15 protein-coding genes are annotated in these 17,013 nt (G+C 43.8%); 8 read left to right on the top strand and 7 right to left on the bottom strand.

The annotated features are described in order from the left end of the window. Positions 1–51 precede the first annotated feature (51 nt). From LQ983_RS05055 to glyS, 5 genes are all read left to right on the top strand, one after another. Positions 52–4,071, top strand: coding sequence for a S6 family peptidase (locus tag LQ983_RS05055; protein WP_230621858.1), 4,020 nt, complete (start codon positions 52–54; stop codon positions 4,069–4,071). Positions 4,072–4,156: 85 nt separating this feature from the next. Continuing rightward, the gene (locus LQ983_RS05050) at positions 4,157–5,422 is read left to right on the top strand and encodes a histidine-type phosphatase (RefSeq protein WP_230621857.1); all 1,266 of its coding nucleotides are present in this window, start codon (positions 4,157–4,159) and stop codon (positions 5,420–5,422) included. A gap of 53 nt (positions 5,423–5,475) precedes the next feature. Further along, positions 5,476–5,793, top strand: coding sequence for a DUF559 domain-containing protein (locus LQ983_RS05045; protein ID WP_230621856.1), 318 nt, complete (start codon positions 5,476–5,478; stop codon positions 5,791–5,793). Between the two features lie 241 nt (positions 5,794–6,034). Further along, entirely contained in the window at positions 6,035–6,505 is a 471-nt protein-coding gene (locus LQ983_RS05040; protein ID WP_053465642.1) for an OsmC family protein, read from the top strand. Between the two features lie 47 nt (positions 6,506–6,552). After that, positions 6,553–8,619, top strand: coding sequence for a glycine--tRNA ligase subunit beta (glyS, locus tag LQ983_RS05035; protein WP_230621855.1), 2,067 nt, complete (start codon positions 6,553–6,555; stop codon positions 8,617–8,619). A gap of 108 nt (positions 8,620–8,727) precedes the next feature. Here the strand turns inward: glyS and hemB are convergent, their stop codons facing one another. The 7 genes from hemB to yrfG form a co-directional block, all read right to left on the bottom strand. Beyond that, a complete protein-coding gene (hemB, locus tag LQ983_RS05030) occupies positions 8,728–9,750 on the bottom strand; it encodes a porphobilinogen synthase (RefSeq protein ID WP_230621854.1) in 1,023 nt (340 codons plus the stop codon). A gap of 18 nt (positions 9,751–9,768) precedes the next feature. Further along, on the bottom strand, positions 9,769–10,536 hold the full coding sequence (gene tatC / locus LQ983_RS05025; protein ID WP_048749774.1) for a Sec-independent protein translocase subunit TatC: 768 nt from the start codon (positions 10,534–10,536) through the stop codon (positions 9,769–9,771). A 37-nt stretch (positions 10,537–10,573) separates the two neighbouring features. Then, positions 10,574–11,185: a Sec-independent protein translocase protein TatB gene (gene tatB / locus LQ983_RS05020; protein ID WP_230621853.1), complete on the bottom strand. Its 612-nt coding sequence runs from the start codon at positions 11,183–11,185 to the stop codon at positions 10,574–10,576. A 3-nt stretch (positions 11,186–11,188) separates the two neighbouring features. Then, entirely contained in the window at positions 11,189–11,419 is a 231-nt protein-coding gene (gene tatA, locus LQ983_RS05015; protein ID WP_005715595.1) for a Sec-independent protein translocase subunit TatA, read from the bottom strand. A gap of 295 nt (positions 11,420–11,714) precedes the next feature. Then, positions 11,715–12,590: an Hsp33 family molecular chaperone HslO gene (gene hslO, locus LQ983_RS05010; RefSeq protein ID WP_230621852.1), complete on the bottom strand. Its 876-nt coding sequence runs from the start codon at positions 12,588–12,590 to the stop codon at positions 11,715–11,717. Positions 12,591–12,656: 66 nt separating this feature from the next. Further along, complete coding sequence (hslR, locus tag LQ983_RS05005) at positions 12,657–13,073, bottom strand: ribosome-associated heat shock protein Hsp15 (protein ID WP_230621851.1); 417 nt, start codon at positions 13,071–13,073, stop codon at positions 12,657–12,659. Positions 13,074–13,085: 12 nt separating this feature from the next. Next, positions 13,086–13,745, bottom strand: a complete 660-nt coding sequence (yrfG, locus tag LQ983_RS05000) for a GMP/IMP nucleotidase (protein WP_109859940.1) — start codon at positions 13,743–13,745, stop codon at positions 13,086–13,088. A gap of 39 nt (positions 13,746–13,784) precedes the next feature. Here yrfG and nudE point away from each other — a divergent pair, with 39 nt between their 5' ends. From nudE to LQ983_RS04985, 3 genes are all read left to right on the top strand, one after another. Then, the gene (gene nudE, locus LQ983_RS04995) at positions 13,785–14,375 is read left to right on the top strand and encodes an ADP compounds hydrolase NudE (protein WP_230621850.1); all 591 of its coding nucleotides are present in this window, start codon (positions 13,785–13,787) and stop codon (positions 14,373–14,375) included. A gap of 124 nt (positions 14,376–14,499) precedes the next feature. Further along, positions 14,500–16,506 carry an OPT family oligopeptide transporter gene (locus LQ983_RS04990; RefSeq protein ID WP_230621849.1) on the top strand — a complete coding sequence of 669 codons (2,007 nt, stop codon included), beginning with the start codon at positions 14,500–14,502 and terminating at the stop codon, positions 16,504–16,506. Positions 16,507–16,569: 63 nt separating this feature from the next. Further along, positions 16,570–16,998, top strand: a complete 429-nt coding sequence (locus LQ983_RS04985; RefSeq protein WP_230621848.1) for a hypothetical protein — start codon at positions 16,570–16,572, stop codon at positions 16,996–16,998. Positions 16,999–17,013 lie beyond the last annotated feature (15 nt).

Genomic DNA, 17,013 nt, shown 5'->3' with positions numbered 1-17,013 from the left:
TAAACTCGCTAAATTTTGATAAACCTCGTTCAATTTGATTAAATCCATTTTATGAAAAAGAGACATTCTCAACCTACATTCATTGCGCTGTTTGTGGCGTTAAACGTAACCCCAGCGGCTTTTGCCGGACATGTTTATTCCGGCGTGGATTATCAATATTTTCGTGATTTTGCCGAGAATAAAGGTAAGTTTACGCCCGGTGTGCAAAACATTGCGGTGGTGAATAAAAAAGGCGAGTCTGTCGGTACCATGATGCAAAATGCGCCGATGATGGATTTTTCAGTGGTCAGCCGTAATGGTGTGGCCGCGCTTGTAGGTGATCAATATATCGTCAGCGTGGCACACAACGTGGGCTATGGAAATGTTGATTTTGGTATGGAGGGTAGCAATCCTGATCAGCACCGATTTGCTTATAACATCGTTAAACGAAATAATTATAAAAACGACCCAACTCACCCTTACATGACGGATTATCACAATCCTCGATTAGCCAAATTTGTGACAGAAGCAGCGCCGATAGAAATGGTGCCAAATATGCATGGCAGCACCTATAGCGATTTAGAAAAGTATCCGATGCGGGTGCGAATTGGTAGCGGTCGACAATTTGTGCGTGATGATCAGGACAATTATCACGAGATTTCAGGCGCATATAACTACAGAACCGCAGGTAATACTTTTATGCAAGGCTGGGCGAACAATGGTGAGGTCAGTTTAAGTGGTGATGTGCGCCATCCGAACCAATATGGCGTATTGCCAATTTCCGGCTCTTTCGGTGATAGTGGTTCCCCGATGTTCATTTATGATAAAACCGCAGGGAAATGGCTGATAAACGGCGTATTGCGTAGCGGGCACCCTTATCAAGGCAAAGAAAATACCTACCAAATTGCACGTAAGAATTATTTGGATGAAATCATTGCAAGAGATTTGGTCACGGTATTTGAACCTACAGCAGCCTCTTATGACTGGGCAACAGACGGCAATGGTAGTGGCACCTTAACCAAAGGTAGCCGTGTTGTTACGACCACACCACTGGTCAATTACAGCCTGCCTTCTTCCGGCAGAGATAAATCTTTTGGATATGGCGGACCAAACCCTTATATGCCGGCACAGCATCACGGTAAGAACATTTACTTTGGAAATATGCAAAGTGGCACGATAACCCTGAAAAATAATATCGATCAAGGCGCCGGTGGGTTGACCTTTGAAGGAGATTTTGTGGTGCAGCCTACCACTGATGAAACCTGGAAGGGTGCTGGCGTTTCAGTGGGGGAAGGCAGTACGGTCACATGGAAAGTCAAAAATCCGGCAGGTGATCGTTTGTCTAAAATTGGGCAAGGCACGTTATTGATCAACGGTAAAGGCGAAAATCTTGGCGATATCAGTGTAGGGGATGGTGTTGTCGTTTTAAATCAACAAGCGGGTGAACAAGGCAAAAAACAAGCCTTTAATCAACTAGGTATTGTGAGTGGTCGCCCAACGGTGAAATTAGAAAGTGACGACCAAGTTAATCCAAACAATATTTATTTCGGCTTCCGCGGTGGCCGTTTAGATCTCAACGGTCATTCCCTTACCTTTAATCGCATTCAAAATACTGATGAAGGCGCACAAATTGTCAACCACAACAAAGACACGGAAGCCACTGTCAAGCTTCTTGGTAATGCACAAATCAATAATGAAAAGAACATTAATCAATCTAAAGCCACCGCATTTAACGGTTGGTTTGGTGAAACCAATGCGGCACTTCACAATGGTCGATTAAATGTCGCTTATCAACCTACGAACGCCGACAGCGTCTTTTTATTGTCAGGCGGAAGCAATTTAAAGGGCAATATTACACAAGAAAACGGCACGTTAGTTTTTAGCGGTCGCCCAACGCCTCATGCTTACAACCACTTGAATAGACCTGCGCTCATTGGACGACCTCAAGGCGAAGTGGTGATTGACGATGACTGGCTAAGCCGTACCTTTAAAGCGGAAAAATACATTATTAACGGTGGAAGTGCGGTCGTTTCTAGAAACGTTTCTGCGATAAATGGCGATTGGCAATTAAGCAACAACGCCAATGCCACATTGGGTGTTACCGACAAACAGGAGAATTTCATTTGTGCCCGTTCTGACTGGACGGGGTTGACCAAATGCGCCAACCAAACTTTATCCGATAAAGTCTTTGCGAGCATTGAGCGTAGCAAAATCAATGGTAATTTTGTCCTGAACGACAGTGCGAAATTATCGGTTGTAGGACTTGCAGATGTTATGGGTAACGTAGTGTTAAACGGGCAAAGTCAATATCACTTGGCACATAAAGCCACCCAAACCGGTGCCCTTTCACTTAATAACCAAGCCTCAGCAACGGTTGAAAATGCTACGTTGGCAGGCGATGCAACGCTTTCTGATCAGGCAAAATTAAACTTCATTAACGCTCGTTTTGATCATCAAATTCAGGGAAGCAAAGATACCTTGGTTTCTTTGTCAGACAATGCAAACTGGATGTTACCGAACAGTACAACAATAGGTAATTTAAGCCTCAATAACGGGCAAGTGACCCTTGGTACGGATATGGCATCTCAAGCGAATGATCAAATATTTAAGAAACTTACGGTGTTAGGTGATTTAAACGGAAAGGGAACGTTTAGTTATCCTACTCATTTGCAAGAAAATAAAGGCGCACATGTGACGGTAAATGGCTTGGCAACAGGTGATTTTGTGTTAAACGTACGCAATACCGGCGTAGAGCCTCAAACCTTGCAACAGCTCAGTTTATTGACTCTGACAAATGCTGCTCAAACCGATAACGTCAAGGTTTCTTTGGTAAATGGCAAAGTCGATGCGGGGACATATCGCTACGAGCTGAAAAATGATACTCACGATTACCGTTTATACAACCCGAAAAAAGAACTGGAGTTGGAAGAACAGGCTCGTTTAGAGGAAGATAAGCGTAAAGCAGAAGAAGCACGAATCGCCGAAGAGAAACGTAAAGCAGAAGAAAAACGACTTGCTGAGGAGAGACGCAAGGCAGAAGAAGCGGCAAAAACCGCTGAAGAGAAACGTAAGCTAGAGGAAGCACTTCGAATCGCGGAAGAAAAGCGTAAAGCGGAAGAAGCTCGAATTGCCGAAAATAAACGTAAAGCAGAGGAAGCTGCACGAATCGAGGCAGAAAAACGTAAAGCCGAACAAAAACGCAAAGCGGATGCGCAAACGCAAAAAGAGATGATCAGCCGTTATTCAAATAGCGCCTTATCCGAGTTATCTGCAAGTGTGAATGGCGCTTTGCTCATTATTGATGAATTAAATAAACATCTTGTTGGAGAGACTCAATCTCATGTATGGGGAAATACGGTTCGTGCTTCTCGTCGTTATGAGGCAGATGAATTCCGTGGTTACAAGCAAGAAAGCTATTTAACCCAGTTAGGGACACAACATATTGATGACAATTACCGCGTCGGTTTATTGTTCTCTCATGCCCGAGCAAACAATACCTTTGATGACAATATCGGCAGTAAAAATCGTCTGACCATGTTGTCGGCTTTCGGTAAATATGATTTTGCTAATGGCTTGAATGTCTTTGCCGATATGAGCTATGGTTCAAGTGCGGGTGAAATTCGCGGTGAATTGCAAAATGCGGATATTCAACGCCATATTATCGCTTTAGGCGCAGGGGTGGGATACCAAATCAATTTAGGCAAACTTGCTGTTAAACCGAATATGAGTCTTCATCGCTACCACATTTCCGGCGAAAATTACCAATATGAGCAATCAGAAATTCATGTACCTGCCGCGAATTTTAATGTTTACCAAGCGGGCGTGACGGTGGATTATTCGTTTATGCCATGGCAAGGCGTGACCCTTCGCCCATCACTTAGCGTAAATTATGTGGATGCTTCCGATTCCAAACTCACTGTGCAGTTAAATCAGGCACCATTGATGCAACGTTTTGACCGTTATTGGCAGCAAGAATTTGGCTTAAGTGCTGATTTAGGCGGTTGGCAGGTTAGCACCTATGCTGCCCAATCTCGTGGCAAACAGTTGGATAAACAACATCAGTTTGGTTTGAAAGTAGGGTATCGTTGGTAAAGCAATCGAACCCGACAGAAATAAGCACAAAAGATGATAGCATTGTGCAGTTATCGAATTATTCTTATTTAGAAAGATAAAAAAGATGAAAAAAACACCTCAAATTCTGACCGCACTTTTGCTTGGTTCTGCCTTGGCGGGCAGTGTATTTGCCGCGGAACATCGCCCAAATACACCGAGAGCAGAGTATGAGCTTGAGAAAGTCTTGATTTTTAGTCGTCATGGATTGCGCTCGCCGGTGGAAAAAGATCCACAGGAAATGGCAAAATATTCCCCCTATGCGTGGGCGAAATGGGATGTGCCGTCTGGTTATCTCACGGCAAAAGGGACGGTGCTAGAAACCTATTTCGGGCAATATTTAGGACAATGGCTGGCAGAGAAAGGATTATTAACCACAGAACGTTGCGCATCGGGTGAAGGCATTTTTGCTTATGCAAATGGTGTGCAACGCACCATTGCAACAGGTCAGGCTATTGTGGCCGGCGCTTTTGCAGGTTGTAATGTGCAATTACAACACCACGGAAAAATAGGTTCAGAAAAAGATCCAATTTTCAACACGCAGGCGCATAATCCAAGTCAAGCCTTGATTGAATCTGCAAAAAATAATGTTGATTTAACCGCTTTACAGCAAAAATTAGCGCCAAATTATGCGCTATTGAGTGAAATCATCGATTACAAAAACTCACCAAACTGCTTGCAAAAAGGCGAGTGTGATTTAGGTGGAAAAGTCGGTGAATACAGTATTAAAGACGGCAAGTCGGTCAAAATTACGGGTTCTATCAGCACCGGGAAGAAAATTGTCAGTGCATTATTGCTTGCCCATTATGTGGGTAAGCCTGATTCAGAAATCGCAAACGGCCGCGTGGATAGCCAAGAAAAATGGCGCGCAATTAACGAAATTAAAAACGAATATTACCGCACTTTATTTAAAAACAACGAAGCGTTAGCACAAAACGTATCATATCCGTTATTGGCATTTATTCAGCAACAGCTAAACAGTGAAAACAAAATTAACTTATTGGTTGGACACGATTCCAATATTGTTGCGTTGCTTGCGGCACTAGGCGTTGAGCCTTATGAGTTGGATGACTCATTGGAAAATATTCCAATCGGCGGTAAGTTGCTATTTGAAGTATGGAAGCATAAACCGAGCGGTAAGCTCAAATTTAAATTGGATTATGTTTATCAAACCACCGACCAGCTGATTAACATTACGCCACTAAGTTTAGCGACACCACCAAACCAAACAGCATTAACCCTTAAAGGCTGTGAAAAAGATGAAAAGGGCTTTTGTGATTATGAGCGGTTTCAACAGGTGTTGAGTGAAGGGATTGAAAACGGCAAGAAGTAGCTTTCATGCAACCCTATGAAAAATACTTAAAAGAGAATTCGCAGAAATTGTGAGTGGATCAAACGGATGCGGAAAGAAAGCTATGGCAACGCATCAATCGAGATCAATTATTAGGTTTTCGATTTAATCGACAAAAGCCACTTTTAAGTTATATCGTTGATTTTTATTGTGTAAAAGCAAAGTTGATTATCGAATTGGACGGTAGTCAGCACTATGAACCTGATTATCAGGAAAAAGATGCATTGCGAGATGCAGAATTAAATTCACTTGGTTTTACGGTGATGCGATTTAGTAATGATGAAGTCATGCGTGAAATTGAAGCGGTAGTCGAGCAGATTTATTTGTTTTTGGAGAATATAAGGGTTGATTGAGTATGAGCGTTAAGTAGCTCTGCCAAATCTCCCCTAACCCCTCTTTACTAAAGAGGGGGATTTCTTGAGTAAATTGATAGTATCGGGCTCATTTACATTTTAATTTTAATAGAGATTAAAATATCTACTTTAAAAAACGTTAAAGTAGAACATATATATTTAATTTTCCAAAGATCCAATCCCCTCTTTAGCAAAGAGGGGTTAGGGGAGATTTGGCAGAAGTGACAACGAAGAAAATATAATGAAGCAACATATTTATCAAACTACCGTAGAGTGGGTTGGAAATTTAGGGCGGGGAACTTCTTCTTATACTGCGTATGAGCGGGATTTTATTGCTTCGGCATTGAATAAACCCAATATTTTAGGTTCTGCTGATCCAGCTTTTCGTGGTGATAAAACACGTTGGAACCCAGAAGATATGTTATTAGCCTCCATTTCTGCCTGTCATAAATTATGGTATTTACATTTTTGTGCCGTTAATAACATTATTGTGCAAGAATACCGTGATGAAGCAATAGCGATTATGGATGAAGGCAGTTCTGAGCATGCAGGACGCTTTATTTCGGCAACATTAAAACCTCGTGTGAGAATTTCAAGCGAGTCGGATGCCGTTAAGGCATTGGCATTACATGAAAATGCGCATCAGGCGTGTTTTATCGCAAATTCACTTAATTTTCCGGTGAAATGTGAAGCACTGATTGAAAAAGATTAAATTAAAATAAAATGGTGCGCAAGTTGCACCTTACCAGAGAAAACAAAATGACAACCCAAAACTTCCTAGTAGAAATCGGCACAGAAGAGCTGCCACCAAAAGCTCTCAAAACATTAGCAACCTCTTTTGCGGATAACGTCGAATCGGAATTAAACCAAGCAGGTTTAACCTTCGATAAAATTGAATGGTTTGCGGCGCCGCGTCGTTTGGCGGTGAAAGTGTTGAACTTAGCCACACAACAGCCAAGCAAAGAAATCGAAAAACGTGGGCCGGCAGTGTCTGCGGCGTTTGATGCGGAAGGTAAACCAACAAAAGCGGCAGAAGGCTGGGCGCGTGGTTGCGGTATTACTGTAGAGCAAGCAGAACGCATTGCAACCGATAAAGGTGAATGGCTCGTTCATCGTGCAAAAATTGAAGGTCAGCCGACCAAAAACTTGCTGAACGATATTGTGGCTAATGCCTTAGCAAAATTGCCAATTCCAAAACCAATGCGTTGGGCTGACAAAACCGTGCAATTTATTCGTCCGGTTCACACCGTAACTATGTTATTGGGTGATGAGTTAATTGAAGGTGAAATTTTAGGTGTAGCAAGTGCACGAACCATTCGCGGACACCGTTTCTTGGGCGAGAAAGAATTTGAAATTCAACATGCCGACCAATATCCGCAATTATTGCGTGAGAAAGGTTCTGTGGTAGCGGATTTCAACGAGCGTAAAGCCGAAATTTTGGCAAAATCTCAAGCAAAAGCGACCGCACTTGGCGGTGTGGCTGATATTGAAGAAAGCTTACTTGAAGAAGTGGCTTCATTGGTAGAATATCCAAATGTTTTAGCGGCAAAATTTGAAGAACGTTTCTTAGCGGTGCCTGCAGAAGCTTTGGTTTACACCATGAAAGGCGACCAAAAATATTTCCCAATTTATGACAAAGACGGAAAATTATTACCGCACTTTATTTTCGTATCGAATATCAACCCAGAAGATCCAACAGCAATTATCGAAGGGAATGAAAAAGTGGTTCGCCCTCGTTTAACCGATGCGGAATTCTTCTTCAAAACCGACTTAAAACAAAAACTGGTCGATCGTTTACCACGTTTAGAAACCGTGTTGTTCCAACAACAACTGGGTACATTGAAAGACAAAACTGACCGCATTGAGCAACTGGCAGGCGAAATTGCAAAACAAATTGGCGCAGATGAAGCAAAAGCAAAACGTGCCGGCTTATTGTCAAAATGTGACTTAATGACCAATATGGTATTTGAATTCACCGATACGCAAGGCGTAATGGGCATGCACTATGCTCGTCATGATGGTGAAGACGAAGAAGTGGCGGTGGCATTAAACGAACAATATATGCCACGTTTTGCAGGCGATGAATTACCAAAATCACTCGTGGCAAGTGCGGTCGCTTTAGCGGATAAATTTGACACCTTAACGGGTATCTTCGGTATTGGACAGGCACCAAAAGGTAGTGCAGACCCGTTCGCATTACGTCGTGCGGCATTAGGTGCATTACGTATTATCGTAGAGAAAAACTTGCCGCTAGATTTGGAAGATTTAGTGAAAAAATCAGCTGCACTTTTCGGTGATAAACTCACGAATCAAAACGTGGTTACTGATGTGGTGGACTTCATGCTTGGTCGTTTCCGTGCATGGTATCAAGATGAAGGCATTGCGGTGGATGTGATTCAAGCGGTATTGGCGCGTCGTCCAACCCGTCCGGCGGACTTTGATGCACGCGTGCGTGCGGTTTCTCATTTCCGTACTCTTGATTCTGCGGAAGCTTTGGCGGCCGCCAATAAACGCGTGGCGAATATTTTGGCGAAAGCGGAAGGCGACATTGGCGCAATTGATGTGGCGTTATGCGTTGAGCCGGCAGAACAAGTACTTGCGCAAAGCGTGTTAAGTTTGGCAAAAGAAGTTCAGCCGTTAATCGCACAAGGCGAATACACTGCGGTGTTGGATAAACTCGCCGGCTTGCGTCAACCGGTAGATAACTTCTTTGACAATGTGATGGTGAATGCGGAAGACGCGAAATTGCGTCAAAACCGTTTAGCCATTTTGAACACGTTGCAAGGGTTATTCTTACAAGTGGCGGATATTTCGTTGTTGCAATAAAAGATAAAAGTGCGGTCACAAAATCATGTGTTTTTTCCACCGCACTTTCCGTATAAAAAAAGCCGAATAGGATTATTCGGCTTTTTCTTTAGATCTTCTATCAAGAAATTATTTATTCTTTCCTTCCAAATACAACCACTCTGCCACTTGTTTAGCGAAGTAAGTCAAAATGCCGTCAGCGCCGGCACGTTTGAAGCAAAGCAAAGATTCCATGATACATTCTTTTTCTTTCAACCAGCCGTTTTGAATAGCCGCCATGTGCATAGCGTATTCACCAGAAACTTGGTAGGCAAAGGTTGGTACGCCGAATTGTTGTTTTACGCGATAGACTAAATCTAAATATGGCATACCCGGTTTCACCATCACCATATCGGCGCCTTCTTCCAAGTCTAATGCCACCTCTTGTAAGCCTTCGTCGCTGTTAGCCGGATCTAATTGGTAGGTCTTTTTATCACCGCCTTTTAAGTTGCCGGAAGATCCCACTGCGTCACGGAACGGGCCGTAATAGTTGGAGGCATATTTAGCGGAGTAAGCCATGATGAGGGTGTTAATAAAGCCTTTTTCTTCCAAGGCACTACGGATTCTGCCGATGCGACCGTCCATCATGTCGCTTGGCGCGACCACATCTGCGCCGGCTTCTGCGTGGGACAGGGCTTGTTTGATTAATACATCGGTGGTGATGTCGTTCAGCACATATCCCTCTTCGTCGATAATGCCGTCTTGTCCGTGTAGGGTGTAAGGGTCAAGCGCCACATCGGTTAACACGCCAAGGTCAGGATAGGCCGATTTCAGTGCTTTCACTGCGCGCTGTACTAAGCCGTTTGGATTATAGGCTTCTTCCGCCATTAAGGATTTTTTCGCCTGTTCTACCACAGGAAACAGTGCAATCACCGGCACGCCGTATTTCACTAATAAACCTGCTTCAACTAACAGTTGGTCGATGGTTAAACGTTCTACGTTTGGCATGGAAGGCACAGCTTCGCGATGATTTTCGCCTTCAATAATAAATACGGGATAAATCAGATCATCAACAGTCAGTTTGTGTTCCGCCATCAAGCGGCGACTAAAATCCTGTTTACGCATACGGCGTAAACGGCGGGTTGGAAAACCGGTAAAAATTTGTTGTGTCATATTATCTCCCGAATTGAATTAGTGATTAGATGTGTTGTTTTCTTCTTGAGCGGTTTCGTTTTCTTCACGCGGACGGTAGAAACGGGAGAAAAGAATGCCCACTTCAAATAACAAACACATCGGAATGGCAAGCAGGGTTTGTGAGAACACATCCGGCGGAGTTAAAAGCATACCGATAAAGAACGCACCCACAATAATGTAAGGACGTTTGGCTTTTAAATCTTCCGGCGTGGTGACACCTGTCCAGCACAGTAATATGATGGCGACAGGCACTTCAAAACAAATGCCGAAAGCCAGGAATAGGGTAAGAACAAAATCTAAGTAGCTACTGATGTCCGTGGCGATCGAGACGCCTTCCGGTGCTGTTTTCGTTAAAAAGCTAAACACTAATGGGAAGACAACATAGTAAGCAAAGGCTACGCCTAGATAAAACAACAGCGTGCTGGAAAATAGCAGCGGATAAATGAGGCGTTTTTCATGCTGGTATAATGCCGGTGCCACAAAAGCCCAGATTTGATAGAGCAAAAATGGCACGGAAATAAAAATAGCGACCACCCCGGTCAGTTTAATTGGGGTGAAAAACGGCGTGGCGATGTTGGTGGCAATCATACTGGAGCCGTTTGGCAAGTTTGCGGTTAACGGTGCCGCCACAAAGTTATAAATTTCATTGGAGAAGTAAACGAGCGCGATAAATATCACCGCAACAAAAATAATGCTGCGTAATAAGCGATTGCGTAGTTCTACTAAGTGAGTGATAAGGGGTTGAGTATCGTCAACGCTGGTCATAAGTTATCCTGATGTGAGGCGGTCCCGCAAAGCACGGTTAACTTTTGTCTGAGGCTTTGTCTGACGTGTCCGATTCCGTGTGAGCTGGTAGCGGGTTGTCCGGATCATATTGATTGATGTAGTAGGCGAGTTTCTCGTCTAATTCAATTTCTTCTTGCTCCGCCTGTTCTGCCGGAGAAAGAGCGGTTATATTTTCCGTTGTTTCTTCTTTTGGTGTTTCTAAAGCGACAGTATCCAATGCGGGGGTTTCTGTTTGTAGCGATTCAGTGAGATTTTCTACCGTACTTTTATTTGCCTGCACCTGTTTCAATTCATTGATTTGATCTTGAAGTGTTGTGTTGGTCTCATTGGCTTTTTGTTCTAGCTCAGAGCGTATCTTGTCAGCGGAAGCTTTAAGTTCTTCCACGGTTTTGCCTAATTCCGGCGACAACGCCTTGAGGTTTAAACTTTCCGCTTTTTTGATGCTGTCTTGTAATTCCTGCAATTTCAGTTCTTGTTTTAGTTCGTTTTGGACATTCGCCGCCAAGCCGCGAATTGTGCGCACCCAACCCATTACGGTACGAATCGCCACCGGTAAACGTTGTGGGCCTAGTACTACTAAGCCCACAATGCAAACTAATACAATCTCGGAAAAACCAATATCAAACACGGATTATGCCTGTTCTTTTTCTTTGTTTTTTTCTTGTTCCGGTTGTGCGCTTTGTTTTTGTTCCACTTTGTCGAAACTTGCGTCAGCCGGTTTGGCTTCTTCGTTCATAGCTTTTTTGAAGCCTTTTACTGATTCACCTAAATCAGTACCTAAAGTACGTAATTTTTTCGTACCGAATAGTAACACGATAATTAAGACTAAAATCGCTAATTGCCAAATGCTAATACCGCCCATAAAAACCTCGTCATTCTATAAAAGTAATAAATAAAAAACGTGCAAAACTATACCCGTTTTACGCAGTTTGAACAATAGCTAGGCAGGATTATTTTTGTATTTCTTGATTTAGTTCATATTGGGTTAATGCCTTGGTGGATAAGGCTTAACGTAATAGTTATCAGCATGGATTTATTGTAAAAAACAAATGGAAAAAGCACCGCACTTAACCGACCAGACTTTTGCCTGTGGTAATTGGAATAAAAGAAAAAGGCGCACATTAAAAATGTACGCCTTAGATGAGGTAGGTTTGCAGTTAAGCTTGCGAACCTGCTTTTAATTTCTCAATCGTTTCTTTATTGAAGAAATAATGCGTGCCGCAGCATTCGCATTGCATATCGATGGTGCCTTGGTGTTCAGCGAGGATATGGTCAATTTCTTCTTCCGAAATTAACAACAAGGCAGCGCCTGAACGTTCTTGCGAACAACCACAGTGGAACGTCACCGATTGTGGCGCGAAGAGTTCAACGGTTTCTTCGTGGTATAGGCGGTACAACAATTCTTCTGCGCTTAAGCCAAAAATCTCTTCGTCTTTAATGGTGGCGGTTAAGGTGGCTAAATGTTCGAAATCGTCCGGTGAGCCCGAACCATCCGGGACAATTTGCAATAACACACCGGCGGCGACCGGTTTGCCGTCATATTCACCACTGCGGATAATCAGTTGTGTTTGAAGTTGTTCGGAACGGACGAAATAGTCTTCCAAACATTCGCTGATGGTGGGTTTGTCCAGTGGTACGATACCTTGATAACGTTCGCCTTCTTTTGGCGCAATGGTGATCACCAACACGCCTTTGCCGATCATTTGGTGCAGGCTCATACCGTTATCAATATCACCTTGTAAACGGGCAAGGGCACGGATTTGTTGCTGATCGTTGCCGTTGACTAATGCCAGTTTTAATGGGCCATCGCCTTGAATTTGCACGGTGATATCGCCGTTAAATTTTAAGGTGGCGGTCAGCAAATTGGTGGCGACCATCATTTCGCCTAATAAATTGCGCACGGCTTGCGGGTAATGATGGGTGTTTAAGGTGTCGTTGAACGTTTGATTTAAGCGTACCCATTCGCCACGTACGGCGCGGTCTTTGAACAAGTAACGATAAAGTTGGTCGTTGTCTTTAGTATAAGTGGTCATCTTTTATTCCTAATTGAATGTTGTTCGCCAAATATAAGGGCGTTTCTCTCGATTACAAGGTGGCGCTTATGCTTGGTTTTGATGTTTGAATTTAAGTAAATCGCGACGTTCTTTTTTGTCCGGGCGGCGATCAGGGTGCGGCATGGACAGCGCGTTCATTTTTCGTGCCATGGAAAGTTTTTCTCGATTGGCAAGGCTTTGTTCCGTTTCTCGGTAAAGCAGCTGTGCTTCCGGTGCGCCTCTCCGTTGGGTGGAAAGCGCCAACACAACGATTTCTTTTTCGTCACTGCCTTGGCGTATTTTTAGGGTGGCACCCACTTCTACGATTTTATTCGGTTTGCTGCGTTGCCCGTTGTAATGGACTTTGCCTCCGTCAATCATCTCTTTGGCGAGTGTGCGGGTTTTATAAAAACGCGCTGCCCACAGCCATTTGTCCAAACGCACTGCTTCTTTTTCTTCTTCTAGTTGAGAATGTTTTGCCATGTTGCCGCGTCCTTACAGTAAAGTGCGGTAGTTTTTGACGGAGAAATGACGCTCAAAGGATTTGTCCGCCAATGTACTGTCCGGATTTTCCACGCCGATGGTGTAGGCGATGCCAAATTTTTTAGCGCTATCTAACACCGGTTCTGTGTCGTCGATAAAAAGGGTTCGGCTCGGATCGAATGGCGTGAATTGTTGCAAACGTTGCCACAAAGACTGTTCCACTTTTGGCGCATTAAACTGATGGCTGGAAAGCAACAAATCAAAGTGCGGTGCTAAATCGCAGTGTTTTAATTTTTCTGCCAAACTGAACGGATGGCTGTCGGTGAGCAAAATTAATTTTTTGCGGCGTTCGCGGGCGGCTTGTAAAAACGGATACACATCCGACCGCACTTTGATGTAGTCGCGCTGTTGTTGTAACAATTCGCGCAACGGTAAATCTAAATTTTTCGCCCAAAAATCAATGCAATACCATTGCATGCTAAATTCCACCTGCTGATAACGACGATGGATCAGTTCGCGACTTTGTTCCACAGAAAGCTTGAATTTGTCGGCATATGCCTGCGGCACCACCTTTTTCCAGAAACGATGATCGAAATACAGATCGATTAGCGTGCCGTCTAAATCCAGAATCACGGTGTCGATTGCTTGCCAGTCAAATTTTTGTTGCGCCATCCCTGTTGTGGTCCCTTTTCTTTGTAAAAATAGTGGGGTATGGTATCGCTATTTCAGTGGTTTGTAAAACAAGGGAAGAAGAGAACAATGTTACAAAAACCGACTATTCTTAATATAAAAACTGTAGCAAAATCAACGATATTTGAAATTCAATCGGTGAATTTGAAATTCGCCAACGGAACGCTCCGCACTTATGAACGTTTTCGTCCCGGTAAATATGCCTCGGTGATGGTGGTGGCGATCGATGGCGACGATATGTTGTTAGTGCGTGAATATGCCATGGGAACGGAACGCTATGAATTAGGGTTTGTGAAAGGCAGAATGGATGCGGGCGAAACGCCGGAACAAAGCGCCAATCGCGAGTTGCAAGAAGAAATCGGTTTAGGCGCAACATCTTGGGTACATTTGCGCACGATTAATTCATCCGTTGGCTTCATGAATAATCCTATGCACATTTTATTGGCACAGAATTTTTATCCGAGCAAACTGGAAGGTGACGAGCCGGAACCGTTGCAAGTGGTACGCGTGCCGTTGGCAAACATTAACGAATTGTTGCAAGATCCGGCATTCAATGAAGCGAAAAATCTGACCGCACTTTATTTACTTCGGGACTATTTAAATAATCATTAATAATCACTATGGTTATTTAAATAAATTCTAATGAAAATAAAAAGATATTAAATGAAACTTGATTATTCACCGCTTTTTTGTCAAGGTGGCAACGTTTTTTTATTTAAAAGATAGGTAATGTGTTATGCAATCTACAAACTTAAAAGAGTTGACCTTCCGAGGCATGTTCCTTGGGGCGTTGATTACGGTGTTGTTTACCGCATCTAACGTTTATTTGGGTCTAAAAGTGGGGATGACGTTTGCGTCGTCGATTCCGGCGGCAGTTATTTCCATGGCGGTACTGAAATTCTTTAAAGACTCCAGTATCTTGGAAAACAACATGGTGCAAACTCAAGCATCTTCTGCGGGTACGCTTTCTTCAGTGATTTTCGTGTTGCCAGGCTTGTTGATGATGGGCTACTGGCAAGACTTCCCGTTCTGGCAAACCATGTTGATTTGTGCTGCGGGTGGTACGTTGGGCGTGTTGTTCACGATTCCATTGCGTCGCGCCATGGTGGTAAATAGCGATTTACCTTATCCGGAAGGTGTTGCGGCGGCGGAAATTTTGAAAGCCGGCAACAATTCTGATGCAGACAGCGGCGTGAAAGATATTGCCTACGGCGGTATTTTTGCCAGCGTCGTGGCGTTCTTAACGAACGGTTTACGTTTGATGGCAGATGGTGCCAGCGCGTGGTTTACCGGCCCGGGTGGCAAAGCCATCTTCCAACTGCCGATGGGCTTTTCTTTAGCCTTATTAGGTGCCGGTTACTTAATCGGTATCGTGGGCGGTATTGCGATGTTGTTGGGTACCTTCTTTGCTTGGGGCTTAGCGGTACCGTTCTTTACCATGTCCGGCGATATGCCAACTGATGGAACTATTGTAAGTTACGCCATGAGCATGTGGAAAACGAAAGTACGTTTTATCGGTGTGGGAACAATCGGGATTGCGGCTATTTGGACGTTATTGATTCTGATGAAACCAATGGTGCAAGGTATGGTGCATTCTTTCCGTATGTTGAAAGGCACACAAGGTGCGTCTGAACATCGTATTGATATCGACCTTTCACCAAAAACCATGATTTACATTTTAATTGCCGCTGTGGCGTTAATCGTGGTTTCCTTACATCACTTTATCGCTGCCGCACCGATTTCTCCGGAATTCGCGTTATTGTTAGTGGTCGTTTGTACTTTCTTGGCAGTATTTATCGGTTTCTTCGTAGCGGCAGCCTCCGGTTACATGGCGGGGCTTGTGGGTTCTTCCTCTAGTCCAATTTCCGGTATCGGGATCATTTCCGTGATCGTGATTTCTTTAGTATTGTTTTCTATCGGCAATGCTTCCGGTTTATTTGAAACGGCGGATGGACAGAAATTCTTGACCGCACTTACCTTGTTTACCGCGTCTATCGTGTTAACGACAGCAACTATTTCTAACGATAACCTGCAAGATTTAAAAACCGGTTTATTGGTCGAAGCGACGCCTTGGCGTCAACAGGTGGCGTTAATTATCGGTTGTTTCGTGGGTGCATTAGTGATTGCGCCGGTATTGGAAATTCTTTACCACGCTTACGGCTTCACCGGCGCATTACCGCGTCCGGACATGGATCCATCACAAGCGTTATCTGCACCGCAAGCAACGTTAATGACTACCATTTCACAAGGGATTTTCTCTAATAAATTAGAGTGGACTTACATCTTAACCGGCGTGGGTCTTGGTGCAGTGTTGATTATCATTGACAGCTTCTTGAAAAAAATGAGTAACAAAGCCTTTGCGTTACCGGTATTGGCTGTGGGGATTGGTATCTACTTACCACCTTCTATTAATATGCCGGTTGTCACCGGGGCATTCTTGGCGTGGTTAATTAATCGCCACATCACCAAATATGCAGCGCGTAGCGGCGACAAAGACGTGAACAAACGAGCAGAGCGTTTTGGTACCTTGTTCGCTGCGGGCTTGATCGTGGGCGAAAGCTTAATGGGTGTTGTGTTAGCCTTTATTATCGCGGCCTCCGTTACTTCCGGCGGTTCTGAAGCACCATTGGCCTTGAATTTGGAAAACTGGGGTACGATTGGTGAAGTACTTGGTTTAGTCGTATTTATCGCCGGTGTGACCATTTTCACCTTGCGTGTATTACGTGCAAAAAAATCTGCGTAATCGCTAAAATTCCTCTACAATAGGCTGTCTTTTGATAGCCTATTTTTTTACTCAGGAATTCTTATGCCGTCTAAATTTCCATACCTAAAAGCACTCGTTTTATTTCCTTTGCTTGCTCAAATTATTGGTACGCTCGTGAGCATTTACGTTGATGACAACACAGATGAATTATTCACCACAGCGGATGTCGTGCTATTTAGTTTCTTAGCCACATTTATCGTGGCAACCGTGCCGGCGTTGTTGATTGCGTTATGGGTAAAGATTTATCGCTACACGCGTTATAACGTGGTGGCGATTGTGTTAATTTCTCTGACTATTGCCTTTTGTTATGGAAACATTGCGAGTTTTATTTATATGACGCTAACCCAACCTGCTATGACCTTTGGCGTGTGGTTGCATGGCGGCGGCATTGATATGGCATTTTTGCTCAGCTTTGGTATGGCACTGTATTCGGTTCTCGTGTTGCCTTTGTTGTTGCCGAAAACGAGATAAATTGCGACTTGGATT

This window comes from Aggregatibacter sp. Marseille-P9115, from assembly GCF_920939465.1.
Taxonomy (GTDB): Bacteria; Pseudomonadota; Gammaproteobacteria; order Enterobacterales; family Pasteurellaceae; genus Aggregatibacter; species Aggregatibacter segnis_B.
Note: the sequence above shows the minus strand (reverse complement) of the source record. Positions and strands in the feature narration are given on the sequence as shown.